Origin of the sequence: Actinomadura darangshiensis, assembly GCF_004349235.1 — a bacterium.
Classification (GTDB): domain Bacteria; phylum Actinomycetota; class Actinomycetes; order Streptosporangiales; family Streptosporangiaceae; genus Spirillospora; species Spirillospora darangshiensis.
In genome coordinates this window covers 18,548-43,970 of the sequence record NZ_SMKY01000043.1, presented here as the reverse complement: position 1 = coordinate 43,970, position 25,423 = coordinate 18,548, and the positions used below count along the sequence as shown (strand labels likewise).

Below are 25,423 nucleotides of genomic sequence, written 5' to 3'. Positions count from 1 at the left end.
GGTCAGGGGAGTGCGTCTATGAACGTCGCGGTCGCGGGGCCGGGGGTGCGGAGGTGGAGGAGTTCGGTTCGGTGGACGATCCGGGGCTCGCGGACGGGGACCTCGACCAGGCCCGGGTGCAGGGCCACGCCGGCGGGGACGACGGCCAGGCCGTGCCCGGCGGCCAGCAGGGCGGCGAGGAGGCCGGGGTCGCCGCCCTCGCAGGTGAGGGGCGTGCGGAACCCGTCGCGCCTGCCCGTGGCCCGCCGGAGGGACGCCATGGGGACGACCACGTCCGGGACGTCGACCCAGAGCGCGTCCGCGAGATCGTGGAGGTCGAGACCGGAGCGGGACGCGAGCGGGTGCGTGAACGGGAGCGGCACGACGAGCGGGCGCTCGCCGATCGCGACCGCCGTGACCGGGACGTCGAGCCGCAGCGGGTCGCTGGGCGCGGCGGCGCCGTCGACGAGCCCGATGTCCAGCTCGCCGGTCGCGACGGCTGCGGCGATGCCGGCGCGCGGCAGGACGCGGACGGTGGCGTCCAGCCGGGGATGTGCGCGGCGCGCCTCGGCCAGCGGGTCCGCGATGTGGACGGCCGCGAGCGGGGACGCGCCGGCGCGCAGCCGGAGACGTGGCGTCGCGGCCAGCCGGGCGATCTCGGACCGCGCCGCCTGGAGTCGCAGCAGGATCGGCGACGCATGGTCGAGCAGCCGTGCCCCTGCCTCCGTCGCGCCGACCGGGCGGCGATGCAGGAGGGTGACCTTGAGGTCGTTCTCCAGCGACGCGATCTGCTGCGAGACGGCGGCCTGCGTGTAGCCGAGTTCGCGGGCGGCGGCGGAGAACGACCCCGTCCGGACGACGGTGACGAAGGTGCGCAGCAGGTGGGGATCCACGAGATAAGTGTTGCTTATGCGTGCATCGGAATTCATCGTTGGCGCTTAAGTGTCGTGGCGGGCCAGGATCGTTGCCATGACCTTCACCGCACGCATCGCGCTCGTGGGGGAGCGTTCCCCCAGCGTCCAGTCGCACGTTCGGATACCGCGCCTCCTGGAGGCCGTCCGGGAGCGGGACGGCCTGCTCGTCGAGGCGTACTGGGTCTCGACGGAGGAGGTGGGGGACGGCCTCACCGGCTTCGACGGGGTGTGGCTGCTGCCCGGCAGCCCCTACCGGAGCGAGGACGGCGCCGTGGCCGCGATCCGTTCCGCCAGGAAAGGCGATATCCCCGTTCTCGGCACCTGTGGCGGCTTCCAGCACATGGTGCTCGAATTCGCCCGCGATGTCTGCGGCCTGGAGCGGGCCGAGCACGCCGAGAACGAGACCGGCGCGGACGACGCGGTGATCACGCCGCTGGCCTGCTCGCTCGCCGGGCACGAGGCGGAGGTGAACGTGACCGCGGGCTCGCTCGCCGAGCAGATCATGGGGACGAGGCGCAGCATCGAGCGCTTCAACTGCGCGTTCGGCCCGAACCCGGCGTACGTCGACGTCCTCCGGCGGAACGGCCTGCGGTTCACCGGCCACGACGACGAAGGGCAGGTGCGCATCGCGGAACTCCCCGGCCACCCGTTCTACTTCGCCACGCTCTTCCAGCCCGAACTGGCCGGCGACGGCACCCGCCCGCATCCCGTCATCGCCGCGTTCACCGCCGCCTGCGCCTCACACGCGCCGGTCTAGGACGGGCTCCGGCCGCGCCGCTTCGGCGGCGGCCGGACGCAGGAACAGCAGTGTGAGCAGGACGGTCGCCGTGACCAGCGCGACGTCGGACCAGACCGCGGTTTCGGCCGCGGCGGCGAAGGCGTCCCGGTCCGGGTGGGCGCCGAGCGAGGCGAAGAACACCGCGCCCAGGACCGCGACACCGGCCGCTCCCGAGAACTGCTGCGCGGTCGTCAGCACGCCGGACGCCGCGCCCGCCTGGGCCGGCCTGATCCCGGACAGGACGGCGCCGATCACGGACGGCAGCGTCAGCCCGCCGCCCGCACCGAGCAGCCCGAGCGGGACGAGCAGCCACCACGCCGTGACGCCGCCGCCGAGGACGTCCAGTTCGACGGCGAATGACAGCACCGCGACCGCGTTGACGACGCTCCCGCAGACGAGGACCCTCGGCCCGAACCGTTCGACGAGGCGGCGTCCGAAGAGCGAGGCGACCATCGTCAGCAGCGCCATCGGCCCGAACGCCAGGCCCGCCTGGGACGGCGTCAGCCCGAGGCCGCCCTGGAGGAGCAGGGTCAGCACCAGGTTGATGCTCCCGAACGAGGCCAGGAACGTGATGTTGATCGCGAGGCCGAGGTTGAACGAGCGGGCGCGGAACAGGGCGAGGTCGAGCAGCGGGTCGCGGCCCGCGCGGGTGAGGCGCCGCTCCCAGCCGAGCGTCCCGGCCAGGACGGGGACGGACGCGGCGAGCGAGAGCCACGTCCACGCCGGCCAGCCCTGCGCGCGTCCCATGGCGAGCGGGACGAGGACGAGCGCGAGACCGCCGGAGACGCCGATGGCGCCGACGGGGTCGAGGCGGGGACGCCGGTCCGAGCGCCCGGCGGGCAGGACGCGGAGCGCGCAGCCGATGGCCGCGGCGCCCACCGGCACGTTGACGAGGAAGATCGTCCGCCAGCCGAGGCCGAGGACGTCCGCCTGGAGCAGCAGCCCGCCGAGGACCTGCCCGGCGACCCCGCCGCCGCCCAGCACCACCCCGTACCAGGCCATCGCGCGGGTCCGCGCCGAGGCCGGCAGGGACGCGGTGATCAGCGCGAGCACCTGCGGGACCATCGCCGCGCCCGTCAGCCCCTGGAGCAGCCGGGCGGCGACGAGCTGGGACGGCGACCGCGCCAGCCCGCACAGCAGCGACGCCACCGTGAACGCGGCCATGCCGTGGACGAACAGGCGGCGGTGCCCGAACAGGTCGCCGAGCCGCCCGCCGGTCACCATTCCGCCCGCGTAGGTGAAGGCGTAACCGGCGATGACCAGTTCCAGGGCGATCGGGCCGGCGTGCAGGTCGCGCTCGAAGGACGGGGTCGCCACGTTGACCACCATGTAGTCGAACGACGCCATGAACGTGGCGGAGAGGATGACGGGCAGGACGAGCCTGCTCCGCGCTTCGGAGATCATGGGATCCACGCTCGCGCCGTGCGGTCCGCGTCCGCATGGAGAGGAATACCTAGATCGGCGGGCCGGGTTCTTCAGATTCCGGAGGCCGATGTTCAGGAGGGGCCGGTGTTCGTCGCGCGTACGGCCGAGATGGGCAGGCTGTCGGAGGCGCATGCGCGGGCGCGCGGCGCGGGGCCGGTCACGGTCCTGATCGGCGGCGAGGCCGGGATCGGGAAGAGCCGGCTGGTCGCGGAGTTCGCGGCGCGGCTCCCGTCCGGGACGCGGGTGGTGCGGGGCGACTGCCTGGAGGTGGGCGCCGGCGGCCTCGCGTACGCGCCGTTCATCGCCGCGATGCGCGCCCTCGTGCGCGAGCTGGGCGCCGAGCACGCGGCCGGGCTCCTCCCCGGGCGTGGACGGCACGGCCTGGCGCACTGGCTGCCGGTTCTCGGTCCCCCTGACGGCGTCTCAGACCCGATCTACGGGCGGGCCCGGTTGTTCGGGGACGTCCTCACGCTGCTGGAAGCGCCCACCGGGCCGTTGGTGCTCGTCCTGGAGGACCTGCAGTGGGCCGACCCTTCGAGCCGTGAGCTGCTTGTCTTCCTCGTCCACAACCTGTCCAGGCCGGGCGTGCTGGTGCTGGGCACTTACCGGTCGACCGACCTGGACGAGCGGCATCCGCTGCGTCCGGTGCTCGCGGGCCTGGCGCGTTCCCCGCGCGTCGAGACCCTGGACCCCGTCCCGCTGAGCCGCGCGGACGTCGGCGCCCTGGTCGCCGGACGGCTCGGCCGGGACCCGGAGCCGGACGAGGTCGCGGAGATCCACCGGCACAGCGAAGGAAACCCGCTGTTCGCGGAGGCCCTCGCGGACGCGGGCACGCGCGGGGGAACGCCCGTCCGGCTGCGCGACCTGCTCCTGACCGGTTTCCGCGCCTTGCCGGACGACTCCCGGGAGGTTCTGCACGCCGCCGCCGTCGCGTCGGCGTGGGGTGGCGAGGCGGCGCATGGCCTCCTGGCCGCGCTGAGCGGCCTGGACGATACGGCGCTTGAGGCGGCGCTGCGTCCGGCCGTGGACCGCGGGCTGCTGCCCACCGGTGAGCGAGGCTACGCGTTCCGGCATGCGCTGCTCCGCCGGGCGATCTACGAGGACGTGCTGCCGGGCGCGAGGGCCCGCCTGCATGCCCGGTCGGGGGCCGCGCTGCACGACGACCCCGGGCTCGTTCCGGACGGGCGGGCCGCGGCCGAGGAGGCGGCGCACTGGTGCCGGGCGGGCGAGCGGGAGCGGGCGTTCGAGGCGCTGTGGCGTGCGGCGCTGGCGGCGCGCTCCGTCCACGCCCATCCGGAGCGGCTGCGCATCCTGACCCGCCTGCTCCGCCAGTGGGACGGGATCGGGGAGCCCGAACGCATGCTCGGTACCGACCGTGTGGACGTCCTGCACAATGCCGCCGAAGCGTGCCTCCCGGCGGGCGAGGCCGCGCGCGGCGCCGAACTGGCGACCGAGGCGCTGGCACTCGGCCCCGTACCGGAACGGGCGGCCGCCCTCCTCGAACTGCGCAGCATGCTGCGGCATCGCCTCGGCGACGACGGCATCGCCGACCTCCGGGCCGGAATCGAGCTGCTCCCGGACGGAGCACCCGCTCGCGGACGGCTCCTCGCCACGCTCGCCAACCGGCTGCTCCTGCTGGGGCACACGGCGGAGGCGGCAGAAAAGGCGGCCGAAGCACGCGCGACCGGACCCGATGCCCGCGTTCGGGCGTCGGCGATGCTCACGCTCGGTTCCATCCGCGGGCTCGACGGCGATCCGGACGCGGCGCGAGCGGCATTCGCGGGGGCGCGGGAGGCCGTTCCCGGTGGAGAGGCCGTCCTGCCGGTCATCGCCGCGATGGCCGAAACGGAAGCGCTCCACGGCCTCGGCCTGGACGAGCAATCCGCCGAATGCGGCCGACGCGGCCTGGAGGTCGCGCGGCGCGCCGGTCTCGCCCGCGACCAGGGTGCGGGCCTCGCGACGAAGGTCGCCGAACCGCTGTTCGCCCTCGGGCACTGGGCGGAGGCCGCCGCCCTGCTGCGAGATGCCCTCGCCCTGGACCCGCCGCCGCTGTTCCGCGCCCTCGCCCACACCAGGCTGGGCTTGATCGCCCTCGCGGAGGGAGACGTCACGGGCGCGGCCGACGCGGCGGGGGAAGCGCACGCGATCATGAGCCCGTCGAGGTGGGGCCGCATGTTCCGCCTCCCGCTCCACGATCTGCGCTGCCAGGTGGCTCTCGCGCAGGACGACCTCCCCGGCGCGGACGAGATTCTCGCCGGCGTCCTCGCCGAGCCGGGCTTGGCCGGCATCCCGCGCCACGCATGGCCCGTGTTGCTGACCGGCGCACGGCTGGCGGCCGAGCGCGCCGCACGCGCACTCGGCGACCCGGGGGAGGCGCAGGCCGCCGCCGTGCGCCTGGCCGGGCTGCGTGACCTGGCCGGACGGCTGCCGGTGATCGGCCCCGTCCAGTCCGCCCAGCGGAAGACCTTTCTCGCCGAAGCGGGCGACGCGCCCTGGGACGACGCGGTATCGGCCTGGCGCGAGCTGGACCGTCCCCACGCGCTGGCCTACGCGCTGCGGCATGCGGCCGAGGCGTCCCTTGATCCGGTGCGGTGCCGCGAGGCGGCCGGCATCGCGTCCAGGCTCGGGGCGAAACCGCTGCTCAAGGAGGTCGAGCTGCTCGCCGTCCGGGCCCGCCTTCCGCTGCACGAACCGGAACCGCGGGACACCGAACCCGGCGACCGGCTGGGCCTGACGCCGCGCGAGACCGAGGTCCTGCGCCTGGTGGCGGACGGACGCAGCAACCGCCAGATCGGTGAGACGCTGTTCATCTCCACCCGGACGGCCGGCGTCCACGTGTCCAACATCCTGGCGAAGCTGGACGCGTCGTCCCGGACGGAGGCGGCGGCGCTCGCGCACCGCCTGCGCCTGTTCGGACCGGTGGGTCAGTAGTTCTTCAGGGTGATCGCGTTGGCCGCCGCGTGGATCGGGGCGATGATCTTCGCCATCATCCGCTCCCGGCCCGGCATCCGCGCCATCAGGCCGAGCATCGCCATCGAGACGCGGACCTGGCCGCGGGTCCGCAGCACCATGCGCTTGATGTTGGACGGGCCGAGCTTCTGGTTCCGCTCGGCGAACGGCCGCATCTCCCGCTCGTAGGCGTCGAACGCGGCCCGGTGGTCGCCGCCGGCCGCCGCCAGCTCCCCGGCGAGGACGTAGGCGCCGACCAGCGCCAGGCTCGTCCCCTGGCCGGACGCGGGGGACGCGCAGCACGCCGCGTCGCCGAGCAGCACGACCCGGCCCCGGGACCAGCGGTCCATGTGGACCTGGCTGACCGAGTCGAAGTAGAGGTCGGCGGCCTCGCCGGCGGCCTCCAGGAAGCGGGGGACCTCCCAGCCTTCGCCCTCATAGGCGGCGGTCAGTGCCTGCAGCCGCCCCGCCCGGTCACGCGGGACGTCCTCCTCGGAACGGAAGAGGAACATCGCCTTGGCGTCGCCGCGTGCGGTGCTGTAGGCGAGCGCGGTGCGGCCGGGACCGACGTAGGTGACCTCCTCGCGGTCCAGTTCGAGGTGGTTCGGCACGCTGAAGATCGAGATGCGGTGCCCGAGGTCGCGGACGAACTCCCGCTCGGGCCCGAAGACCAGCTCGCGCGTCACCGAGTGGAGCCCGTCGGCGCCGACGACCAGGTCGAATGTGCGCGTCGCGCCGCTTTCGAAGGCGGCCTCGACCCCGCCGGACGTCTCGCGGAGCGCGGTGACCGAGTCGCCGAACAGGTACTCGGCCTCGTTCTCCGTCCGCGCGAACAGGAGCCGGTGCAGGTCGCCGCGCAGGATCTCCGCGTCGCCGTGCACGCGCCCGCCGAAGGTGTCGCCGTCCATGCTCGCGACCCGCCGGCCGGACGCGTCCACGACCGTCCCGCTCCGCACGTCGGTGCGCAGGGCGCGGATCTCCTCCAGCAGGTCCATGCGCTCGGCGACCGTCAGCGCGGCACCGCGGACGTCCACCTTGTAGCCGCCGTCGCGGATGCCGGCCGCCCGCTCCACGACGGTCACGGAGAAGCCGTGCCGGGTCAGCCAGTAGGCGAGGGTGACGCCCGCGATGCCGGCGCCGGAGATCAGGACCTTGCGGCTCGTGTTCATGCCGCAGACGGTACAACGGTCTTAGACAGTTGTGCAAGACATGCGTGTTAGACGATCGTGCGAGAACTTCGCTACGGTGGGGCCATGGGCAATCGCGAAGATCTCCTGGCCGGTGCCAAGCGCTGCCTGCTCGCCAAGGGCTACACGCGCACGACGGCGCGCGACATAGCGGCGGAGTCGGGTGTCAGCCTCGCCGCGATCGGCTACCACTTCGGCTCGAAGGAGGTGCTGCTGCAGGAGGCGCTCCGCGACGCGATCACGGAGTGGGGGGACGGGATCGCCGCCGTCCTCGCCGCCGAGACCGACCCGGCCGCGCCCGCCGCCGAGCGGCTGGAGGCGATCTGGGACCGGATCGTCGGGTCGTTCGCCGGCACGCGCCCGCTGTGGGCGCTCCAGTTCGAGGTCATCGCGCACATCGAGCGGACGCCCGACCTGCGCGCGTCGTTCGCCGAGGCCAACCGGCAGGCCCGGCTCGGGCTGGCGGAGCTGTTCGGCACCGGCGCCGAGGCGGTCGGAGACCGGCACGCCGAGCGGGTCGGCGCGTACTATCAGACGATGCTCGCGGGCATGGCGGCGCAGTGGCTGATCGACCCGCAGACGGCGCCTTCTGGACCCGATCTCGTCGCGGCGATGCGCACCGTCGCCGCCGGAATCGCCCCGTGAACGTAGAACGGAATTCTTCGTTCCCTTACTATGGGGGCATGGAGACGACGGCACGGGCGCCCATGAGCGGGCGCAAGGCGCAGGCGGCACGCAACGACGAGCTGATCCGGGAGGCGGCCCGGGCGGTGTTCACCGCCGACCCGGGCGCGCCGATCTCCGCGGTGGCCGAGCACGCCGGCGTCGGCATCAGTGCCCTCTACCGCCGCTACAAGAGCAAAGAGGACCTGCTCCAGAAGCTCGCCGACGACGGCATGGACCGCTACCTCGCCGAGGTGGAGCGCGCACTCGACGACGGCGGCGACCCGTGGGAGGCGTTCGCCGCGTTCATGCGCCGCTGCCTGGACATCGGCGCCGGGTCCCTCACCATGCGGCTCGCGGGCACCTTCGAGGTCACCGAGGACATGAGCCGCAAGGGCCGGGAGATCCACCTCGCGACGACGCGGCTGCTCCAGCGCACCAAGGAGGCGGGCGCGCTGCGTCCAGAGATCGAGGTCGGCGACATCTCGGTCATGCTCGAATACCTGCACGGCATCCGGATCGGCGAAGACGAGCGGATGAACCGGCTCCAGCACCGCTACCTCGCCCTGATGCTCGACTCCCTGAACCTGACCGACAAGCAGGAACTCCCCGGCCCGCCTCCCACCTGGCAGGAGCTGGTCACCCGTTATGGAGACTGAACCGGTGCCTGGAACCGAGCTGAGCCGGAGGGCGCTGAACCGGGCCCTGCTGGCCCGGCAGATGCTGCTGGAGCGGCACGCCATGTCCGCGCTGGACGCGATCGAGCATCTCGTCGGCATGCAGGCGCAGGCCCCGGGCCCGCCGCACATCGGGCTGTGGAGCCGGCTCGCCGGCTACGCCTTCGACGAGGCCGCGCCGCTGCTGACCGAGCGCCGGGCGGTCCGGATCGTGCTGATGCGCGGCACGCTCCACCTGGTCAGCGCCCGCGACGCCCGCGCGCTGCGGCCGCTCACCCAGCCGCTCCTCGACAACTACCTGAAGAGCCGGGCCGCCGAACTCGACGGCATCGACCTTGCGGCCGTCGTCGCCTGGGCCCGCGCCCGGCTGGAGGACGAGCCCCGCTCCGACAAGGAACTCCGGACGCTGCTGACCGAACGATGGCCCGACCTCGACGCGGCGTTGCTCGGCTGGGCCGTCCGCCTCAGCCTGCCGCTCGTCCAGGTGCCGCCCCGAGGGATCTGGGGCGCGTCCGGGATGGCCCGGCACACGACCCTGGAGAAATGGCTCGGGCCGGTCGCCCCCGACCCTTCCGTGGACGACCTGGTGCTGCGCTACCTGGGTGCGTTCGGGCCGGCGAGCGTCCAGGACGTCCAGCAGTGGTCGGGCCTGACGCGGCTCGGCGAGGTCGCCGAGCGGCTCCTGCCGAAGCTCGTCACGTTCCAGGACGAGAAGGGGCGCACCCTCTACGACCTGCCGGAAGCGCCGCGCCCCGATCCCGAGACGCCGGCGCCCGTCCGCTTCGTCCCGGACTTCGACAACCTGCTGCTGTCCCACGCCGACCGGTCCCGGATCATCACCGAGGAGCACCGCAAGCGCGTCTTCACCGTCAACGGCATCATCCGGGCGACGTTCCTCGTGGACGGCTTCGTCCACGGCATGTGGAAGATCGAGAAGAAGCGCGGTGAGGCGGCGCTGCGCATCGACCCGTTCGACCCGGTCCCGCAAGCGGCCCGCGCCGCGCTCGAAGAGGAGGCCATGCGCCTGCTCGCCGCCGCCCACCCCGGGGCGAGGTCGCACATCGTCGAGTTCGCGGCCTAGCCTTCGCCGCGCGCGCAGGGCGCCTCGTGGTCGGGGTCGAGGGAGCTCAGGAGTGCTTGGAGGGTTTCGCGGAACCGCAGCACCTGCTCGCGGGTGAGCGGGTCGAAGAGGTGGCGCCTGACCTCGGCGACGTGGCCGGGGGCGGCGTCGGCGAGGACGGCGAAGCCCTCGTCGGTCAGCCGGGCGATCGTGGTGCGGCGGTCGGAGTCGTGCTTGCACCGCGCCACCCAGCCCGCCTCCTCCAGCCGGTTGACGGCGTGCGACAGGCGGCTCGGGGACGAGTGGACGATCTCGGCCAGCTCGGTCATCGTCAGCGCGCGGCCGGGCGCCTCCGACAGCATCGCCAAGATCATGTAGTAGGTGTGCGGCATGCCCGAGTCGCGCTGCAGCTGGCGGTCGAGGGCCTCGCCGAGCAGGCGTGACGTCCACAGGAAGGCGCGCCAGGTCTCCTGCTCGTCGTCGTCGAGCCACCGTGCTTCCAGGTCGGCCGCCCCCGTCGTCTCCGTCATACCGCCAGTGTACCCAAACGTTGAACCCTCAAGATTTGAAGATTCAATGAAATGGGATATGGTTGAATCCTCAAGTAAGGGAGGCGACATGACGACCCGGATGCCCGTCCTCTACCTCAGCCACGGCGCGCCGCCGCTGGCCGACGACGCCCGCTGGACCGCCGAGCTGGCCCGCTGGTCGGCCGAGCTGCCGAAGCCGGAGGCGATCCTGATGGTGTCCGCGCACTGGGAGGAGGCGCCGCTCAGCATCGGCGCGACCCGCCGGGTGCCGCTCATCTACGACTTCTGGGGCTTCCCGCAGCGGTACTACACCGTCCGATATGACGCGCCCGGTGCTCCGGAGCTGGCTGCTGACGTGCGCAAACTCATCCCGGACGTGCACCAGGACGAGGAGCGGGGGCTGGACCACGGCGCGTACGTCCCGCTCGTGGAGATGTATCCGGACGCCGACGTCCCCGTGCTGCAGATGTCGATGCCCACCCTGGAACCGGAGCGGCTCTTCGAGGTCGGGCGGAGCCTCGCGCCGCTGCGCGACAAGGACGTCCTGATCGTCGGGAGCGGTTTCACCACGCACAACCTGCGGGAGATGCGGCCGGACCCGGACGCCGCGCCGCCCGCCTGGTCGGCGGAGTTCGACGAGTGGACGGACCGGGCCGTGCGGGGCGGCGACATCGACGCCCTGCTCGACTTCCGCGCGAAGGCCCCCGCCGCGCGCGTCGCGCACCCGCGGACGGAGCACTTCGCGCCGCTGTTCATGGCGCTCGGCGCCGACGCCGACGACCCGTCGCGGCGGCGGTCGGTCATCGACGGCTACTGGCTCGGGCTGGCGAAGCGCTCGTTCCAGTTCGGCTGACCGGCCGCCGGGCCGGGCCGGGCGGTCGAGACCGGCCGGTCAGGGTCAGTCGGTGCGGGCGGGCGCGTCCATCTGCGCGAAGCCGGTGCGCCAGGACGCGACCTGCGGCTTCCAGCCCAGGCTCAGCGCCTTCGCGTTGGAGACCGCGCGGCCCGTCGCGGCCGCGTGCTTCCCGGCGTTGCCCGGCGTGGGCGCGCCGAGCGCCGCGCCGTAGACGGGCAGCCAGTCGGCCGTGGTGGCCGGATCGTCGTCGACGACGTTGACCGCCCCGGCGGGCCAGTCGAGCGCCGCGAGCGCGGCCGACGCCGCGTCGTCGGCGTGCACGAACGACGTCCAGGCCGGTGCGAGGCGCAGGCTGCCCGCGCGCACCCGCTCGGCGATCGCGCCGTCCGGCGCGTACCACGTGCCGGGCCCGTACAGCGCCCCGTAGCGCAGGACGACGCCGCGCGGCATCTCGGCGACCGCGTTCTCCAGCGCCGCGATGCCCGCGTACGGGGGCAGGTGCGCGTCGAGCGGGTCGGCCTCGGTGGCCGCGGCGTCGCCCGGGACGTACAGCCAGGCGATGCTCTGCGCGATCATCGTCTCGACGCCCGCGGCCTTGGCGGCCTCGACCAGGTTCCGGGTGCCCTCGATCCGCAGCTGCGAGTTGGCCTCGAAGTCCTCGTCGCTGAGATCGGTGAGCTGATGGATCACGGCGTCGGGGCGTTCGGCGGCCACGGCGCTCCGCACCGCGGCGGCGTCGAACACATCCACGACCACCGGCGCGGCGCCGAGGCCGCGCAGCATACCGGCGCGTTCGGGTCGGCGTGTCGTCCCTGCGACCTCGTGGCCCGCCTGGACGAGCAGCGGGATCAGCCGGCGGCCGACGACTCCGGTCGCTCCGGCGAGGAGAATCTTCAAGGGGGTACCTCCGCGACTGTCACGCCATTGTGCATCGTCTGCTGTGGTGTCTGTGTGCAGTGGTCACGCCCGGCGTTCCGCATGGACACCCCCCTGCGTCCGGCCGGACGAAGTCGGCCGGGCCCCGCCGCCCCCGGGTGGCCCGTCCGCCATGAGCGTACCGCCGGGAAGCGCCCAAACGCGTTTCGCATCCACCGCGGGGGAGAATTCTTCTCTTCTGATGGGGTTCGGCCACCGTGGAGGAACGGCGCAGATGAAGATCACTCTTGTCCGGGGGGACATCACCGAGCAGAAGGTCGGCGCGGTCGTGAACGCCGCCAACTCCTCGCTGCTGGGAGGGGGCGGCGTGGACGGCGCGATCCACCGCAAGGGCGGCCCCGAGGTCCTGGACGACTGCCGCCGGCTGCGCGCGTCCCAGTACGGCGGCGGCCTGCCGACCGGGCAGGCGGTGGCGACGACGGCCGGCCGGCTGCCCGCCGAATGGGTGATCCATACCGTCGGGCCGGTGTACTCCTCGTCCGATGACCGCTCCCACCAGCTCGTCTCCTGCTACCGCGAGGCCCTCCGCGTGGCGGACGAGCTGGGCGTCGACTCGATCGCCTTCCCCGCCGTGTCCGCCGGCATCTACGGCTGGCCCATGGACGACGCCGCCCGCATCGCCGTGGGCACCGTCCGCTCCACCCCGACCAAAGTGACCGACGCCCGCTTCGTCCTGTTCACCGCGGACGCCTACAGCGCCTTCGAACGCGCCGTCGGCATGCCCTAGCCGTCCTTCTCCTCCTGCTTCGGCGGTACCACGAGGACGGGCCGCTTGGCGTGGTGCAGCACGCGGGTCGAGACGCTGCCCAGGATGACCGAACGGGCGCCCGCAAGTCCGCGCGAACCGGTCACGATCAGGGACGCGTCCAGCTCGTCCGCGACGTCCACGATGGCGGCCCACACGGGCCCGCCGCCGCGTTCGGCGCGGGTGCTCACGTCCGTCAGCCCGCCCTTGCCGGCCAGGTCGGCGCCCTGCTGCGCGAGCCGCTCGGCCTGCTTCTCCTCTTCCCACTGGTCGCCGGGCTGCGGCTCCGCGGCGACCGGCGCGGCCGCGGCGAGCGGGGCCCAGGACATCTGCAGCAGGAGCGGCTCCCACACCGTCATGATCACGGTCGGCTCGGCCCGCAGGTGCGCCGCCACGTACTCCACCGCCGCCTGGGCGTCGTCAGAACCGTCATAAGCGATGAGAACTGTCATGCCTGAGACATGTCCAAGATCGGGCCGCGGCGAACGCGACCGGGCCCGGTAGTGGTGAAACTCTCACGCGTGCGACGGGGCGCGGCCGGGGCCGGGCGGACCGGCGAACGCCTGCGCGACGTCCAGCCACCGGCCGGCGTCGGGACCGGTGGCGGTGAGGGCCAGGTCGGCGCGGTGGCGGCGCTGGGTGACGGCATGGCAGAAGTCGAGGGCGGGGCCGGTCACCGACTGGCGGGCGTCCGGCGGGCCCCACGTCCATTCGTCTCCGTCCGGGGCCCGCAGGGCGACGCGGAACTCCTCGGCGGGCGGTTCCAGGCCGCGGTTGCGGAACGCGAAGTCGCGGGTGCGGACGCCGATGTGCGCGACATGCCGGAGGCGGTGGGTCGGCTCGCGCCGGACACCGAGGGCGTCGGCGATGTCCTCGCCGTGGGCCCAGGTCTCCATCAGGCGCGCGGTCGCCATGGACGCGACGCCCATCGGCGGGCCGAACCAGGGGAGGCGCGTGCCGGGCTCGACGCCGGTGAGGGCGTCCACCATGCGGCGGCGCCCGTCGCGCCAGCGGTCCAGGAGGTGGGCGGGGTCCTCCGCGGTGCCGGCCTGCGCGCCGGCCTCGACGTAGCCGCCCGAATTCGCGGCGGCCTCCTCGACCATGATCGCGAACGCGGCCGGGTCGGTGGCCGCGCTGACCGCCTGGCCGTCGGTCCAGGCGAGGTGGGCGATCTGGTGCGCGATCGTCCAGCCCTCGGCGGGCGTCGGGTCCGCCCAGCGGCCGGCGGGCAGCGGGGCGACCAGGGCGTCGGCGGAGTCGCCCTCGGCGGCCAGGTCGGCGAGCAGGCTGTGCAAATCCGGCATCCCGCCAGGATCTCGCGCCGCGGGGGCGCCGGTACAGGGCCGAACGGAATTTCGTTCAGTCGAGGAGCGCGCGGGCGGCCGCGTAGTCGGCCTTGCCGTTGGGCAGCCGCAGGCCGTGGCCGGTCCGGACGAACGCCTTGGGGATCTTGTAGCGGGCGAGGTGCGCGGCGCAGCCGGCGCGCAGGTCGTCGTCGGACGGGGCGCCCGCCGGGCTGACCACCGCGACGATCTCGGTGCCCCAGCGCTCGCTCGGACGGCCGACGACCAGCGCGTCCGTGACGCCGGGCAGGCCGCGCAGGACGGTCTCGACCTCCTCCGCGAACACCTTCTCGCCGCCGGTGTTGATCGTGGTGGCCTCGCGCCCGTGCACCTCGACGGTGCCGTCGGCGAGGAGCCGCGCCCGGTCGCCCGCCACGACGAGGCGCTCGCCGTCCACGGTGAGGAACGTCGACGCGGTCTTCGCCGGGTCGCCGAGGTAGGCGAGCGGGATCGAGCCGCCCTTGGCCAGCCAGCCCAGCTCGTCCTCGCCGGGCGCGAGCCGCCGGGACCGGTCGGCGCTGAGCACCGCCGTGCCCGCCGCCATCGCGAACGTCCGCGCGGCCGCGCCGCTGCGGGTGACCTGGAACCCCGTCTCGGACGAGCCCAGGACGTCCACGAGCCGGGTGTGGGGGAGGAGTTCCAGGAGGCGTTCCTTGACGCCGGGGCTGATGCCGGCGGCGGAGTTGATGATCGTCCGGAGGGAGGCCAGGTCGTGGGGTCGCGCCTCCAGCGCCTGGACGATCGGGCGGGCGAACGCGTCCCCGACCATCGGCATCCGGGTGACGCGCTCGCGCTCGGCCGTGGCCATCAGGTCGGCGGCGTCGAGGCCGTCCGTCCGGTCGGGGAACACGACGCAGGCGCCGCCGCACCAGCCGCCGAGCGCCGACCACGTGCCGCCGCCGTGCATGAGCGGCGGGCCGACCAGCACCCGGACGTCGCTCGCCACGGCCCGCTCGACGGCTTCGCCGAGGTCGGTGACCGGGCCGCCGTCGCGGCGCCGCATGCCGAGCGGCCCCAGCATCAGGTCGCCGATCCGCCACAGCGTGCCCTTCGGCATCCCCGTCGTGCCGCCCGTGTAGAGGATGTGCAGGTCGTGGGCGTCCGGGCGGTCGGGGAGCGGGTCGGTGGACGCCTTGGCGAGCGCGTCCTCGTAGTCGAGCGCGCCCGGCAGGAGCGCGGCGCCCGAATCGTCCGCCACCTGGAGGAGGAGCGGGCGGGTGCCGAGGCGCTCGGCCACGCGCCCGATGACGTCGGCGAACCGTGCGTGGTAGAGGACGGCGGCCGGGCGGGCGTCGCCGAACAGCTGGGCCAGCTCGTCGTCCACGTACCGGTAGTTGACGTTGAACGGCGCGACCCGGGCCTTGTGCGCGCCGACGAGGCCCTCCAGGTACTCGGGCCCGTTGTGCAGGTAGAGCGCGAGGTGGTCGTGCGGCGACTCCCAGGGCGCGGACGCCGTGCCGTGCTCGCCGGCGCCGCGCAGGCCGAGGCCGTGCGCGTGCAGGACGTTCGCCAGCCGCCGCGTCCGGTCGGTGATTTCGCGCCAGGTCATCCGGCGGTCGCGCCAGACCAGGCACTCGCGGTCGGGGATCGCGGCGGCGATGGCCTCGTGCAGGGTCGCCAGGTCGAGCATCGGCACTCCTCGGGTGTCGGCGTCGGCAGCACGGTAACCGATGGCTTACCGAATCCTATTCGGTGGGGTTCGCCGCGGGTTCGCTGGGCGTACGAGGCATAGCGGGCGACAAGGAACAATTGCCCCGTGCCCCCAGCACCCAAGCCGCGGGGGGAGGCGACCCGCGGCACCACCGCCCCCAACCGGCTGCGCCGGATCGACCGCTGGATCGCCGCCACCCAGGCCGGCGCGCTGCGGTCGGACGCCCGCCCGCTGGCCGTCGATCTCGGCTACGGCGCGTCCCCGGTCACCACGTTCGAGCTGTATTCGCGGCTCCGCGCGGTCTCGCCGCGCCTGGAGGTCGCCGGCATCGAGATCGAGCCCGCGCGGGTCGCCGCCGGCCTCGCCCTCCTGGACGCGACCGGCCCGCACGAAGGGCTGACGTTCCGGCGCGGCGGGTTCGAGCTGCCGGTGCCGCGTCCGCCCGTCCTGGTGAGGGCGCTGAACGTCCTGCGCCAGTACGACGAGCCCGCCGCCTGGGACGCCTGGGACGACCTGCGCGAGCGCCTGGCCCCTGCGGGCGTCCTAGTAGAGGGGACGTGCGACGAGATCGGACGTCGCGCCGTCTGGGTCACCCTCACCAAGGACGGTCCGCAGACGATTACCTTCGCCGCCCATGTGCGCACCCTCGAACGTCCGTCGGTTCTGGCCGAACGTCTCCCGAAGACGCTGATCCACCGGAACGTGCAGGGCGAACCCATCCACGAGGTGCTGACCGCATTCGACCGGTGCTGGGCTACGGCCGCCCCGCATTCGGCGTTCGGCCCCCGCGCGCGCTGGGTCGAGGCCGTGTCCCTGTTGGCGCGGACCCATCCCGTCCTGGCACGTCCTCCATACGGTGGACGAAACCGCTGGCGGCTCGGTGAGGTGACACTGCCCTGGAGCGCGGTCGCGCCCTACTCCCGGTGAAGCTTGTAGGGGGCGGCCTGGACGCGCGGCTGGACGTCGATCCGGTCGATGTTGACGTGCGGCGGACGGGTGACGGCCCAGGCGACGCAGTCGGCGACGTCCTCGGCGACCAGCGGCTCGGGGACGCCCTGGTACGGCTTGGCGGCCTTCTCCTCGTCCCCGCGGAACCGGACCAGCGAGAACTCCTCCGTCTTCACCAGCCCCGGCGCGACCTCCGTGATCCGCACCGGCTCGGCGACCAGTTCGAGCCGCATCACGTCGTTGACCGCGAAGGCGGCGTGCTTGGCCGCGTTGTACCCGCCGCCGCCCTCGTACGGGACGTGCGCGGCGAGGGAGGTGATGTTGACGACGTGCCCGGCCCCGCTCTCGATCAGCTTCGGCAGGACCGCCTTGGTGACCCGGACGAGGCCCAGCACGTTCGTCTCGTACATCGACCGCCAGTCGGCGAGGTCCGCGGTCGCGACGCTGTCCAGGCCGAGCGCGCCGCCCGCGTTGTTGACCAGCACGTGGCAGCCGTCGACCGCCGCGGCGAGCGCGTCCACCGACTCCTGCGACGTCACGTCCAGCGCGACCGGCGCCACCTTGCCGGCGCCCGGCACCTCGTCGGCGATCTCCTTGGCGAGGGCGTCGAGGCGGTCGAGGCGCCGCGCCGCGAGCACGACGTTGAACCCCTCCGCGGCCAGGCGCTTCGCCGTGGCCGCCCCGATCCCGCTGCTTGCTCCGGTCACTATCGCGGTCTTACGCATGCGTCCACCATCCCAGACGGGGGCGGGGCCGGTGAGGTCGGTCACTGTGGCGGGACGTCACGATTGTCCCCCTAGCCGGGGGAACACCTAACGCGGTCGATAGGTTGCACTACCGGAGGTGGTGTCCGGTGTCGCGTCGTATCAACCGGGTTGCGACGATCAGTGTTCATACTTCCCCTCTTGATCAACCGGGTACCGGCGACGCGGGCGGCATGAACGTCTACATCGTCGAGGTCGCGAAGCGGCTCGCCGCCAGGGGCGTCGAGGTGGACATCTTCACCCGCGCCACCTCCCGGGCCCTGCCCCCCGTCGTCGAGCTCGCCCCCGGTGTCCTCGTCCGCAACGTCGTCGCGGGGCCGTTCGAGGAACTCGACAAGGCCGAGCTCTCCCGGCACCTCTGCGGTTTCACGTCCGGCGTGCTTCGCGCCGAGGCCGCCCACGACCCCGGCCACTACGACCTCCTGCACACGCACTACTGGCTGTCCGGGCAGGCCGGCTGGGCGGTGAAGCAGCGGTGGGGCGTCCCGCTCGTCCACTCGATGCACACGATGGCGAAGGTGAAGAACGCGGCCCTCGCCGACGACGACAAGCCGGAGCCCGCCGAACGCGTCCTCGGCGAGGAGCAGGTCGTGGCGTCGGCCGACCGGCTCGTCGCCAACACCGGCAAGGAGGCCCGCGAACTCGCCGGCCTCTACGACGCCGACCCGGCGCGGGTCACGGCCGTCAGCCCCGGCGTCGACCTGTCGCGATTCCGCCCCGAGCCCGGTCTCGTCCCGCACCGGACGGGCCCCGCCCGCAGCCGCCTCGGCCTGCCCCGCGACGCCTACGTGCTGCTGTTCGTCGGCCGCATCCAGCCGCTCAAGGCCCCCGACGTCCTGCTGCGCGCCGTCGCCCGCATGCTCGCGGACGACCCGGCGCTGCGCTCCAAGCTCGTCGTCGCCGTCGTCGGCGGCCCCAGCGGCTCCGGCCTGTGCCGCCCCGAGGGCCTGCAGCTCCTCGCCGCCCAGCTGGGCATCTCCGACGTCATGCGCTTCGAGCCGCCCGCACCGCAGGACGAGCTGGCCGACTGGTACCGGGCCGCGGACGTCACGGTCGTCCCGTCCCACAGCGAGTCGTTCGGCCTGGTCGCCGTCGAGTCCCAAGCCTGCGGGACGCCTGTCGTCGCGTCCCGCGTCGGCGGCCTCTGCACCGCCGTCGCGGACGGCGACTCGGGCATCCTGGTCTCCGGCCACGACCCCGCCGACTACGCCGCCGTCCTGCGCCGCCTGCAAGCGGAACCCGCCCTGCACGCCCGCCTCGCCCGCGGCGCCGTCCGACACGCGGACGCCTTCGGCTGGGACGCCACCGTCGACCGGCTCCTCGACGTGTATACCGGTGCCGTGTACACCGGTGCGGTGTCCATGCCGACGTCCATGCCGACCGCTGCGGAGGTCACCGCGTGAGCCTTGCCGAGACCATCAGGGAGACGCTGAAGGCCGCCGAGCTGGAGTTCGACGAGCCGCGCGAGAACGCGTTCTTCGTCAAACTCCCCGGGCAGCACAAGCTCGCCACCATGACCTGGCTGATCGTCGGCGACCACTCCCTGCACGTCGAGGCGTTCTTCTGCCGCCGCCCCGACGAGAACCACGCCGACTTCTACCGGTTCCTCCTGGAGAAGAACGGCCGCATGTACGGGGTGGCGTTCGCCCTGGACGACGTCGGCGACGTCCACCTCGTCGGCAAGGTCCCGCTCGAGTCCGTCTCCCCGGACGAGATCGACCGCCTCCTCGGCTGCGTCCTCACCTACTCCGACGAGAACTTCGACAAGGCCCTGGAGCGCGGGTTCAAGTCGTCCATCCAGCGCGAATGGGACTGGCGCGTCAAGCGCGGCGAGAGCCTCGCCAACCTCCAGGCCTTCGCCTCCTTCGCGGACCCGGCCAACCGCGAGTGACCCGTCCGGGGCCGATAGGCTCTGGTGCCATGGCGACCCTGGTATTGCTGCGGCATGGCGAAAGCGTCTGGAACGCGGAAGGGCTGTTCACCGGCTGGGTGGACGTCGACCTGTCCGCGAAGGGCGAGGGCGAGGCGACCAAGGGCGGCGACCTGCTGCTCGACGCCGACATCACCCCGGACGTGGTGCACACCTCGCTGCTGAAGCGGGCCATCCGCACCGCCAACATCGCCTTGGACGTGGCCGACCTCCTCTGGATCCCGGTCAAGCGCTCCTGGCGGCTCAACGAGCGCCATTACGGCGCCCTCCAGGGCAAGAACAAGGCCCAGACCCGCGAGGAATACGGCGAAGAGCAGTTCATGACGTGGCGCCGCTCCTACGACACCCCGCCGCCGCCCATCAAGGACGACGACCCCCTCTCGCAGGTCAACGACCTCCGCTACGCCGAGCTCCCGTCGGAACTGATCCCGCGCTCGGAGTGCCTGGCCGACGTCGTCGACCGCTTCCTGCCCTACTGGTACGACGCGATCGTCCCCGACCTGGCCGCCGGCCAGACCGTCCTGGTCGCCGCGCACGGCAACTCCCTGCGCGGCCTCGTCAAGCACCTGGACGACATCTCCGACGAGCAGATCGTCGGCCTCAACATCCCGACGGGCATCCCCCTCGTCTACGAACTCGACGACGACTTCGCCCCGCTCAAGCGAGGCGGTGAGTACCTCGACCCGGCCGCCGCGAAGGCCGCGATCGAGGCCGTCAAGAACCAGGGCGCCGCCAAGGCCCCGGTCGCCCCCAAGCCGGCGTCCAAGCCCAAGCGGGGCCGCAAGAAGTGACGCCGTCGGCGGCCCCTGGCCGCCGCACGGGTGTCCGGCTTCTGAGATAGCCTGACAGCCCTGTTCCTATCGTGAGCATGGCTGTCAGGTTCTCGACCACCCTCCGGCGGAGGCCTCCGTGACCAGATCGAAGCGGCCGCCGGACGCCGCCCGCGCGGACCGTGCGGACCAGGCCGACATCCAGGCGGTGAGCCGGGTCAGCCAGATCCTGTCGCTGTACGATCCGGCCACGCCGGAGCTGACCGCCGGCGAGGTCGCCGAGCGGCTCGGCCTCAACCGCACCACGGCGTACCGCTACTGCACGTCCCTCGTCGCGGCCGGGCTGCTCGAACGCAGCCCCGGCGACGGCGGCTACGTGCCCGGCGGCCTGCTGCTGCAACTCGGTGCCTTCGCCATCGGCCGCCGCCGCGTCGTCAACCTCGCTCCGCGCCATATGCAGTCCCTTGCGCGCGCCACGCGGACCAGTACGGTGCTCAGCCTGTGGGGGCTCACCGGCCCGGTGGTCTCCCGGGTGGAGGAGAACGCCTCCACCGCCGTCATCGTATCCGTGCGGGTCGGCAGCCACCTGCCGCTGGACGCGGCGCAGAGCAAGGTCTTCCTGGCCTACCACGGCGACCAGCTGTCCATGGAACGGCTGCTGGCGAACCTGCCGGGCTCGGTGCGCGAGGAGATCCGCGCCGACGTCGAACGGGTCCGCGACGTCGGCCACTGCGCCGCGATGAGCACCCCCGGCATCGTCGCGGTGGCGGCGCCCGTCTTCGACGAGTACGGCATCTGCGCCACCATCGCCATCATCGGCCCGGACAACACCCTGTCGATGTCGGACGACGCCCCCGAGCTGCGCGTCGTCATCGACACCGCGCGCGAGCTCACCCGCGAGCTCGGCGGCCACTACCGTCCCGGCGACCCCGGCCGGCGGGCGGTGTAGCGCCGCGGGTCAGGACAGGGCCGGGATCGTGCTGTCGTCGGCCATGTCGACGTCCTTGGTCTCCGGTCCGAGGAAGCCGCCGAGGCTGATCAGCGCGCCGGCGAGCACGATCAGGACGGCCGGGGCGAGGTGCGCGGGCATGACGCCGTCGAACTGCCGCAGGTAGAACTGGTAGAACGCGGGTGCGATGAGCGCGAGACTGTAGCCGACGCCGTACCCGGTGGACCGGATGTTCGCCGGGAACCGCTCGGTCAGGTACGCGGCGATCGGGCCGAACGTGCCGACGGTGAAGACGCCGATCAGGACGCCCCAGCCCAGCGCCGCGCCGAATCCACCGCCCGAGGCCATCAGCAGGGAGTAGGAGCCGGCGCCGACCACCAGGACCGACAGGCCGTAGCCGATGTAGAACCGCCGCCGCCCGATGCGCTGGGACAGCACGCCGAGGAACGGGTAGGCCAGCGCGGCCGACGCGTTGATCACGAGCATCGTCACCGTGACCTCCTTGCTCGACAGCAGGAGGTGGTCCTTGAGCTGCGCGGGGGTCACCGCGGCCTCCATGTTGGTCGCCAGCCACGTGCCGGTCATCAGCACGAACACCTGCGCCAGCGCCTTCGGGTACCGCACCACCAGCCGTACGAACGGCAGCTTGTGGCGCTCACCACTGCGCTCCTTGGGCGGCTCGTGCACCTGCTTGAGGTAGTAGAGGAACAGCACGGCCGCCAGCAGCGCGCCGATCACGAACGGCACCCGCCAGCCCCACTGCACGTAGTCGCTGTGCAGTCCGGCGGACGGCAGCAGTTGCAGCATCAGCAGCGTGATCGCGGCGATCACGGCGTACGCCCAGGGGGAGGTCGAGGTGATGAGCGAGGCGTAGAGCCCGCGCTTGTGCCGCGGGCTCCACTCCATCGCCAGCGGTACCGCGGTGGTGTACTCGCCGCCGAGGAAGATGCCGTCGACGAACCGGAGCGCGATCAGCAGGCCGATCGACCACGCCCCGATCGTCTCGTGACCCGGCAGGCAGGCGATCACCGCGGTGGTGACGCCGAAGCCGCCGACGGCGACCAGCGTCGTGCGCTTGCGGCCGACCGTGTCGGCGAAGTGCCCGAAGACCAGCGCGCCGAGCGGGCGGCCGACGAGCGTCGAGGCGAACACCAGCGACGACAGCATGGCCGTCGTGCTCGCGCTCAGGGACGCCGACTGGAAGTAGATCGTCGCGGGTGCCAGCACCACGATCGGCAGGTAGATGTCGAACTGGTCGACGAAGTAGGCGAGCGCCCCGCCGCGCACGGCGGCGCGCACCTTGACCATGTCCGGACCGTGCGCCGGTTGGGCGCCGTCCGATGCCGCCGTGTGCGGCGCTCCTGCGTGGGACGGTGTGGACATCGCGTCCTCCGATGTGGGCTGCCGGCCGTCCGCGGTTCATGACTGCGTCAAACTCTGAACCGTGAGTTCACCAAGTGAACATATAGCACCGTAAACATGTGATCTGAACAACACAAGGGCTTGAAACAGGAAGTTTGCTTTCATATATTGAACAGCAACTTCAACATGCGAACGAAGGTGGCCAGATGAGTCAGCGTCCCGCCATCGCCTCCGTCCTGGACGGACTGGTCGACATGCACGTCCACTCCGGTCCCAGCCCGTTCCCCCGCCGCTTCGACCACGTCGAGGCCGCGCGGGACGGCGCCCGGATCGGCATGCGCGCCATGGTCGCGAAGTCCCACCACCACAACACCCAGATGGACGTCCTCGCCATGAAGGGGCGCCTGGCCGGGGTCGCCGCCTCCGTCTACGGGGGCATCGCGCTGAACAGCACCGTCGGCGGGCTCAACGTGCACGCCGTGCGGATGTGCCTGCGCATGGGCGGCAAGGTCGTCTGGTTTCCGACCATCTCCTCGGGCCGGCACATCGAGTGCCACCCCGAGGACGGGGCGTTCCCGACCACCACCGTGCCGCTGACCCTGGACCGCATCGACATCGTCGACGAGAGCGGCGCGCTGAAGCCCCAGGTGATCGAGATCCTGGACGAGATCAAGGAGCGGGAGGCCGTCGTCAACGGCGGTCACATGCACCCCGCCTCCATCCGCACGCTGTTCGAGGCAGCGCGGGACCGCGGCATGACCCGGATGGTCGTCAGCCACCCCGACTTCGTGATCGGCGCCGACCCCGGCCTGTGCCGCGAACTCGTCGGGCTCGGCGCTTTCGTCGAGCACGAGATCGGCATGTACGACCCCGAGGGGAACATGGGCTGGGACCCGAAACAACTGCTGACCTGGATCGACACGCTCGGCCCCGAGCATACGGTGCTGGCCTCGGACTTCGGGCAGGCGGCCAATCCGAAACCGGTGGACGCGTGGCTGCGGGTAGCCGGTGCGCTGCTCGACCTCGGACTGCCGGCGAAGGACCTGCGCCGCATGGTCTGCGACAACCCGGCCCATCTGCTCGCCCTCGACGCCTGACGGAAAGGACTCCACACCGTGTACGAGAAGGACGACCCCCGCTCCGCGCTCGGGACGGCGGCACCGCGACCGGACGACGGCGCCGCGATCGCGGCACCGCAGTACTTCGACTTCCACCGCCTCGCGCCGCCGGACGCCGCGACGCCGGCCGGGCGCACCGCGATCGTCCGCGGTCAGAACGTCGTGCTCGTGCACACCAGCGCGCGTGCGGGCGACGACCTGGACAACGGGACGCTCGACGGCGAACTGGCCGTCCTGGTCACCGCGGACTCGCCCGCCATCTCGGTGATCACCGAGCACGGCGCCACCCGGATCGGCGAGCCCGGGCTCGTCGTGGTCCCGCCCGGCACCTCGCGGATCGGCGTGGACGGCGACGGCCCGCTCGTCCGGCTGGTCGAGGCCGCCGAGCCCGCCTGGCGGGACCGGGCCGCCAACGCCGACGCCTACGCGCGGGACCACCCGCGCGTCACGCTGCTGCGCCGCTGGCCCGAACCTCCCGGCGGGCCGGCGGTGCGGTTCTACCCGCTGGCCGGCGTGCCGGACGACCCGGCCCGGTTCGGCCGCATCTTCCGCACCCGCTCGTTCATGGTCAACTTCCTGCCCGAGGCCGGGAGCCCGCGCGACCCCCGCAAGCTCTCCCCGCACACGCACGACGACTTCGAGCAGCTCTCCCTCGCGGTGCGGGGCGAGTACGTCCACCACATCCGCACCCCGTGGCTGCCCGACAGCACCGGGTGGCGCGAGGACGAGCACGTCCGGCTCGGCAGCCCGTCCGTCGCGATCATCCCGCCGCCCGCCGTGCACACCTCCGCGGCCGCCGATCCCGGCGGGAACCAGCTGATCGACATCTTCAGCCCGCCGCGCGCCGACTTCTCCGCGAAACCCGGCTGGGTGCTCAACGCCGGCGACTACCCGATGCCGCGGCCGGGACGCGACGCACGCCGATGATGCGGGCCGCCGAGAAGGTCATCATCACCACCGCGGTGACGGGCTCGGTCAACGTGCCGTCCCAGAGCCCCCACCTCCCGCTGTCGGCCGGGCAGGTGGCCGAGGCCGCGCTCGGGGCGATCGAGGCCGGATCGGCCATCGTGCACCTGCACGCCCGGCACCCGGACGGGCGCCCCACGTTCGAGGTCGAGGTCTTCGAGCGGATCATCGGGGGCATCACCGCGCACAGCGACGCCGTCCTCAACATCACCACCGGCGGCTCGACGGCGATGACGATGGAGCAGCGGCTGGCCGCCGCCGTGCGGTTCCGGCCCGAGCTGGCGTCGCTGAACATGGGCTCGATGAACTTCGTGTTCGCGGGGATCGCCGACAAGGTGACCGAGTGGAAGCACGACTGGGAGAAGCCCTACGTGCTCAATACCTACTCCCATCCGTTCATCAACACCTTCGAGACGATCGAGCACACCCTGCGGACGCTGGGCGAGGCCGGCACCCGGTTCGAGTACGAGTGCTACGACATCGGGCACCTGTACTCGCTCGCGTACTTCCTCGACAAGGGCCTGGCCAGGCCGCCGCTGCTGATCCAGGGCGTCTTCGGCATCCTCGGCGGCATCGGCGCCGATCACGACAACCTCGATCACATGGTGCGGATCGCCGACCGGCTCTTCGGCGACGACTACTCCTTCTCCGCGTTCGCCGCCGGCCGCGACCAGATGGAGTTCGCGGCCCACAGCGCACGGCTCGGCGGCCACGTACGGGTGGGCCTCGAAGACAGCCTGTGGATAGGCCGGGGACGCCTCGCGGAGAGCAACGCCCAGCAGGTCAGGAAGATCCGGGCCGTCATCGAGGACCAGGGCGGACAGATCGCCACGCCCGCCGATGCCCGCGAGATGCTCGCGCTCCGAGGCATCGACGACGGTAGAGCCACCTAAGTGGAACGAGACCAGGAAAGGGCACTCCGA

General features: G+C 72.8%; 25 protein-coding genes. 15 read left to right on the top strand and 10 right to left on the bottom strand.

Annotation, left to right across the window (positions count from 1 at the left end):
• Positions 1-2 precede the first annotated feature (2 nt).
• A complete protein-coding gene (locus E1293_RS12710; RefSeq protein WP_165978184.1) occupies positions 3-872 on the bottom strand; it encodes a LysR family transcriptional regulator in 870 nt (289 codons plus the stop codon).
• 76 nt (positions 873-948) lie between these two features.
• On the opposite strand from E1293_RS12710, the gene E1293_RS12705 reads away from it, so the two are divergent.
• On the top strand, positions 949-1,650 hold the full coding sequence (locus E1293_RS12705) for a CTP synthase C-terminal region-related (seleno)protein (protein WP_132197246.1): 702 nt from the start codon (positions 949-951) through the stop codon (positions 1,648-1,650).
• Here the strand turns inward: E1293_RS12705 and E1293_RS12700 are convergent.
• Positions 1,633-3,075, bottom strand: coding sequence for an MFS transporter (locus E1293_RS12700; RefSeq protein ID WP_132197244.1), 1,443 nt, complete (start codon positions 3,073-3,075; stop codon positions 1,633-1,635). The genes E1293_RS12705 and E1293_RS12700 overlap by 18 nt on opposite strands.
• 105 nt (positions 3,076-3,180) lie before the next feature.
• Here E1293_RS12700 and E1293_RS50170 point away from each other — a divergent pair, with 105 nt between their 5' ends.
• Complete coding sequence (locus E1293_RS50170; protein WP_132197242.1) at positions 3,181-6,027, top strand: helix-turn-helix transcriptional regulator; 2,847 nt, start codon at positions 3,181-3,183, stop codon at positions 6,025-6,027.
• Here the strand turns inward: E1293_RS50170 and E1293_RS12690 are convergent.
• A complete protein-coding gene (locus E1293_RS12690; RefSeq protein WP_132197240.1) occupies positions 6,021-7,214 on the bottom strand; it encodes an FAD-dependent monooxygenase in 1,194 nt (397 codons plus the stop codon). The genes E1293_RS50170 and E1293_RS12690 overlap by 7 nt on opposite strands.
• An 84-nt stretch (positions 7,215-7,298) precedes the next feature.
• Here E1293_RS12690 and E1293_RS12685 point away from each other — a divergent pair, with 84 nt between their 5' ends.
• From E1293_RS12685 to E1293_RS12675, 3 genes are read left to right on the top strand one after another with little or no spacing between them, the layout of a single operon-like run.
• Positions 7,299-7,877, top strand: coding sequence for a TetR/AcrR family transcriptional regulator (locus E1293_RS12685; RefSeq protein ID WP_132197238.1), 579 nt, complete (start codon positions 7,299-7,301; stop codon positions 7,875-7,877).
• A 38-nt stretch (positions 7,878-7,915) separates the two neighbouring features.
• Entirely contained in the window at positions 7,916-8,554 is a 639-nt protein-coding gene (locus E1293_RS12680) for a TetR/AcrR family transcriptional regulator (RefSeq protein WP_243716189.1), read from the top strand.
• 4 nt (positions 8,555-8,558) lie between these two features.
• Entirely contained in the window at positions 8,559-9,653 is a 1,095-nt protein-coding gene (locus E1293_RS12675; protein WP_243716188.1) for a winged helix DNA-binding domain-containing protein, read from the top strand.
• Here E1293_RS12675 and E1293_RS12670 read toward each other — a convergent pair.
• Positions 9,650-10,162: a MarR family winged helix-turn-helix transcriptional regulator gene (locus E1293_RS12670; RefSeq protein ID WP_132197234.1), complete on the bottom strand. Its 513-nt coding sequence runs from the start codon at positions 10,160-10,162 to the stop codon at positions 9,650-9,652. The two genes, E1293_RS12675 and E1293_RS12670, sit on opposite strands and share 4 nt — an antisense overlap.
• A gap of 88 nt (positions 10,163-10,250) precedes the next feature.
• On the opposite strand from E1293_RS12670, the gene E1293_RS12665 reads away from it, so the two are divergent.
• Positions 10,251-11,015 carry a dioxygenase family protein gene (locus E1293_RS12665; RefSeq protein ID WP_132197232.1) on the top strand — a complete coding sequence of 255 codons (765 nt, stop codon included), beginning with the start codon at positions 10,251-10,253 and terminating at the stop codon, positions 11,013-11,015.
• 45 nt (positions 11,016-11,060) lie between these two features.
• Here E1293_RS12665 and E1293_RS12660 read toward each other — a convergent pair whose 3' ends face one another.
• On the bottom strand, positions 11,061-11,915 hold the full coding sequence (locus E1293_RS12660) for an NAD-dependent epimerase/dehydratase family protein (protein ID WP_132197230.1): 855 nt from the start codon (positions 11,913-11,915) through the stop codon (positions 11,061-11,063).
• Between the two features lie 253 nt (positions 11,916-12,168).
• Here E1293_RS12660 and E1293_RS12655 point away from each other — a divergent pair, with 253 nt between their 5' ends.
• Positions 12,169-12,681, top strand: a complete 513-nt coding sequence (locus E1293_RS12655; protein ID WP_132197228.1) for an O-acetyl-ADP-ribose deacetylase — start codon at positions 12,169-12,171, stop codon at positions 12,679-12,681.
• On the opposite strand, the gene E1293_RS12650 is transcribed toward E1293_RS12655, so the two are convergent.
• From E1293_RS12650 to E1293_RS12640, 3 genes are all read right to left on the bottom strand, one after another.
• On the bottom strand, positions 12,678-13,151 hold the full coding sequence (locus E1293_RS12650; protein WP_132197226.1) for a universal stress protein: 474 nt from the start codon (positions 13,149-13,151) through the stop codon (positions 12,678-12,680). The genes E1293_RS12655 and E1293_RS12650 overlap by 4 nt on opposite strands.
• A gap of 63 nt (positions 13,152-13,214) precedes the next feature.
• Positions 13,215-14,003: a TIGR03084 family metal-binding protein gene (locus E1293_RS12645; RefSeq protein ID WP_132197224.1), complete on the bottom strand. Its 789-nt coding sequence runs from the start codon at positions 14,001-14,003 to the stop codon at positions 13,215-13,217.
• Positions 14,004-14,058: 55 nt separating this feature from the next.
• On the bottom strand, positions 14,059-15,672 hold the full coding sequence (locus E1293_RS12640; RefSeq protein ID WP_132197222.1) for an AMP-binding protein: 1,614 nt from the start codon (positions 15,670-15,672) through the stop codon (positions 14,059-14,061).
• Positions 15,673-15,798: 126 nt separating this feature from the next.
• Between E1293_RS12640 and E1293_RS12635 the strand changes: the two genes are divergently transcribed.
• Complete coding sequence (locus E1293_RS12635) at positions 15,799-16,620, top strand: class I SAM-dependent methyltransferase (RefSeq protein ID WP_132197220.1); 822 nt, start codon at positions 15,799-15,801, stop codon at positions 16,618-16,620.
• On the opposite strand, the gene E1293_RS12630 is transcribed toward E1293_RS12635, so the two are convergent.
• Positions 16,608-17,366, bottom strand: coding sequence for an SDR family NAD(P)-dependent oxidoreductase (locus E1293_RS12630; protein WP_132197218.1), 759 nt, complete (start codon positions 17,364-17,366; stop codon positions 16,608-16,610). The two genes, E1293_RS12635 and E1293_RS12630, sit on opposite strands and share 13 nt — an antisense overlap.
• Before the next feature lie 128 nt (positions 17,367-17,494).
• Between E1293_RS12630 and mshA the strand changes: the two genes are divergently transcribed.
• The 4 genes from mshA to E1293_RS12610 all read left to right on the top strand — a co-directional run bounded on the left by mshA (position 17,495) and on the right by E1293_RS12610 (position 21,054).
• Complete coding sequence (mshA, locus tag E1293_RS12625) at positions 17,495-18,808, top strand: D-inositol-3-phosphate glycosyltransferase (RefSeq protein ID WP_132197216.1); 1,314 nt, start codon at positions 17,495-17,497, stop codon at positions 18,806-18,808.
• On the top strand, positions 18,805-19,296 hold the full coding sequence (locus tag E1293_RS12620) for a type III secretion system chaperone family protein (protein WP_132197214.1): 492 nt from the start codon (positions 18,805-18,807) through the stop codon (positions 19,294-19,296). The genes mshA and E1293_RS12620 overlap by 4 nt, the downstream gene beginning before the upstream one ends.
• Positions 19,297-19,325: 29 nt before the next feature.
• Positions 19,326-20,126 carry a phosphoglyceromutase gene (locus tag E1293_RS12615; RefSeq protein WP_132197212.1) on the top strand — a complete coding sequence of 267 codons (801 nt, stop codon included), beginning with the start codon at positions 19,326-19,328 and terminating at the stop codon, positions 20,124-20,126.
• A gap of 118 nt (positions 20,127-20,244) precedes the next feature.
• Entirely contained in the window at positions 20,245-21,054 is an 810-nt protein-coding gene (locus tag E1293_RS12610; protein WP_132197210.1) for an IclR family transcriptional regulator, read from the top strand.
• A 9-nt stretch (positions 21,055-21,063) separates the two neighbouring features.
• Here E1293_RS12610 and E1293_RS12605 read toward each other — a convergent pair whose 3' ends face one another.
• Positions 21,064-22,362, bottom strand: coding sequence for an MFS transporter (locus tag E1293_RS12605; protein WP_207938814.1), 1,299 nt, complete (start codon positions 22,360-22,362; stop codon positions 21,064-21,066).
• Positions 22,363-22,622: 260 nt separating this feature from the next.
• Here E1293_RS12605 and E1293_RS12600 point away from each other — a divergent pair, with 260 nt between their 5' ends.
• Genes E1293_RS12600 through kce form a run of 3 tightly spaced genes read left to right on the top strand, consistent with a single transcriptional unit; the run spans position 22,623 to position 25,393 of the window.
• The gene (locus E1293_RS12600) at positions 22,623-23,513 is read left to right on the top strand and encodes a DUF6282 family protein (protein WP_132197206.1); all 891 of its coding nucleotides are present in this window, start codon (positions 22,623-22,625) and stop codon (positions 23,511-23,513) included.
• A gap of 18 nt (positions 23,514-23,531) precedes the next feature.
• Positions 23,532-24,461, top strand: a complete 930-nt coding sequence (locus E1293_RS12595) for a cupin domain-containing protein (RefSeq protein WP_132197204.1) — start codon at positions 23,532-23,534, stop codon at positions 24,459-24,461.
• Positions 24,458-25,393 carry a 3,5-dioxohexanoate:acetyl-CoA acetone transferase gene (gene kce, locus E1293_RS12590; protein ID WP_243716187.1) on the top strand — a complete coding sequence of 312 codons (936 nt, stop codon included), beginning with the start codon at positions 24,458-24,460 and terminating at the stop codon, positions 25,391-25,393. The genes E1293_RS12595 and kce overlap by 4 nt, the downstream gene beginning before the upstream one ends.
• Positions 25,394-25,423 lie beyond the last annotated feature (30 nt).

Excerpts from the sequence above, each read along its gene's own strand:
- E1293_RS12615 (WP_132197212.1), top strand. The coding sequence starts at position 19,326 with ATGGCGACCCTGGTATTGCTGCGGCATGGCGAAAGCGTCTGGAACGCG.
- kce (WP_243716187.1), top strand. The coding sequence starts at position 24,458 with ATGATGCGGGCCGCCGAGAAGGTCATCATCACCACCGCGGTGACGGGC.
- E1293_RS12630 (WP_132197218.1), bottom strand. The coding sequence starts at position 17,366 with ATGCGTAAGACCGCGATAGTGACCGGAGCAAGCAGCGGGATCGGGGCG.
- E1293_RS12600 (WP_132197206.1), top strand. The coding sequence starts at position 22,623 with ATGAGTCAGCGTCCCGCCATCGCCTCCGTCCTGGACGGACTGGTCGAC.
- E1293_RS12650 (WP_132197226.1), bottom strand. The coding sequence starts at position 13,151 with ATGACAGTTCTCATCGCTTATGACGGTTCTGACGACGCCCAGGCGGCG.
- E1293_RS12700 (WP_132197244.1), bottom strand. The coding sequence starts at position 3,075 with ATGATCTCCGAAGCGCGGAGCAGGCTCGTCCTGCCCGTCATCCTCTCC.
- E1293_RS12705 (WP_132197246.1), top strand. The coding sequence starts at position 949 with ATGACCTTCACCGCACGCATCGCGCTCGTGGGGGAGCGTTCCCCCAGC.
- E1293_RS12690 (WP_132197240.1), bottom strand. The coding sequence starts at position 7,214 with ATGAACACGAGCCGCAAGGTCCTGATCTCCGGCGCCGGCATCGCGGGC.
- E1293_RS12645 (WP_132197224.1), bottom strand. The coding sequence starts at position 14,003 with ATGCCGGATTTGCACAGCCTGCTCGCCGACCTGGCCGCCGAGGGCGAC.
- E1293_RS12655 (WP_132197228.1), top strand. The coding sequence starts at position 12,169 with ATGAAGATCACTCTTGTCCGGGGGGACATCACCGAGCAGAAGGTCGGC.
- E1293_RS12680 (WP_243716189.1), top strand. The coding sequence starts at position 7,916 with ATGGAGACGACGGCACGGGCGCCCATGAGCGGGCGCAAGGCGCAGGCG.
- E1293_RS12685 (WP_132197238.1), top strand. The coding sequence starts at position 7,299 with ATGGGCAATCGCGAAGATCTCCTGGCCGGTGCCAAGCGCTGCCTGCTC.
- E1293_RS12665 (WP_132197232.1), top strand. The coding sequence starts at position 10,251 with ATGACGACCCGGATGCCCGTCCTCTACCTCAGCCACGGCGCGCCGCCG.
- E1293_RS12640 (WP_132197222.1), bottom strand. The coding sequence starts at position 15,672 with ATGCTCGACCTGGCGACCCTGCACGAGGCCATCGCCGCCGCGATCCCC.
- E1293_RS12605 (WP_207938814.1), bottom strand. The coding sequence starts at position 22,362 with ATGGTCAAGGTGCGCGCCGCCGTGCGCGGCGGGGCGCTCGCCTACTTC.
- E1293_RS12670 (WP_132197234.1), bottom strand. The coding sequence starts at position 10,162 with ATGACGGAGACGACGGGGGCGGCCGACCTGGAAGCACGGTGGCTCGAC.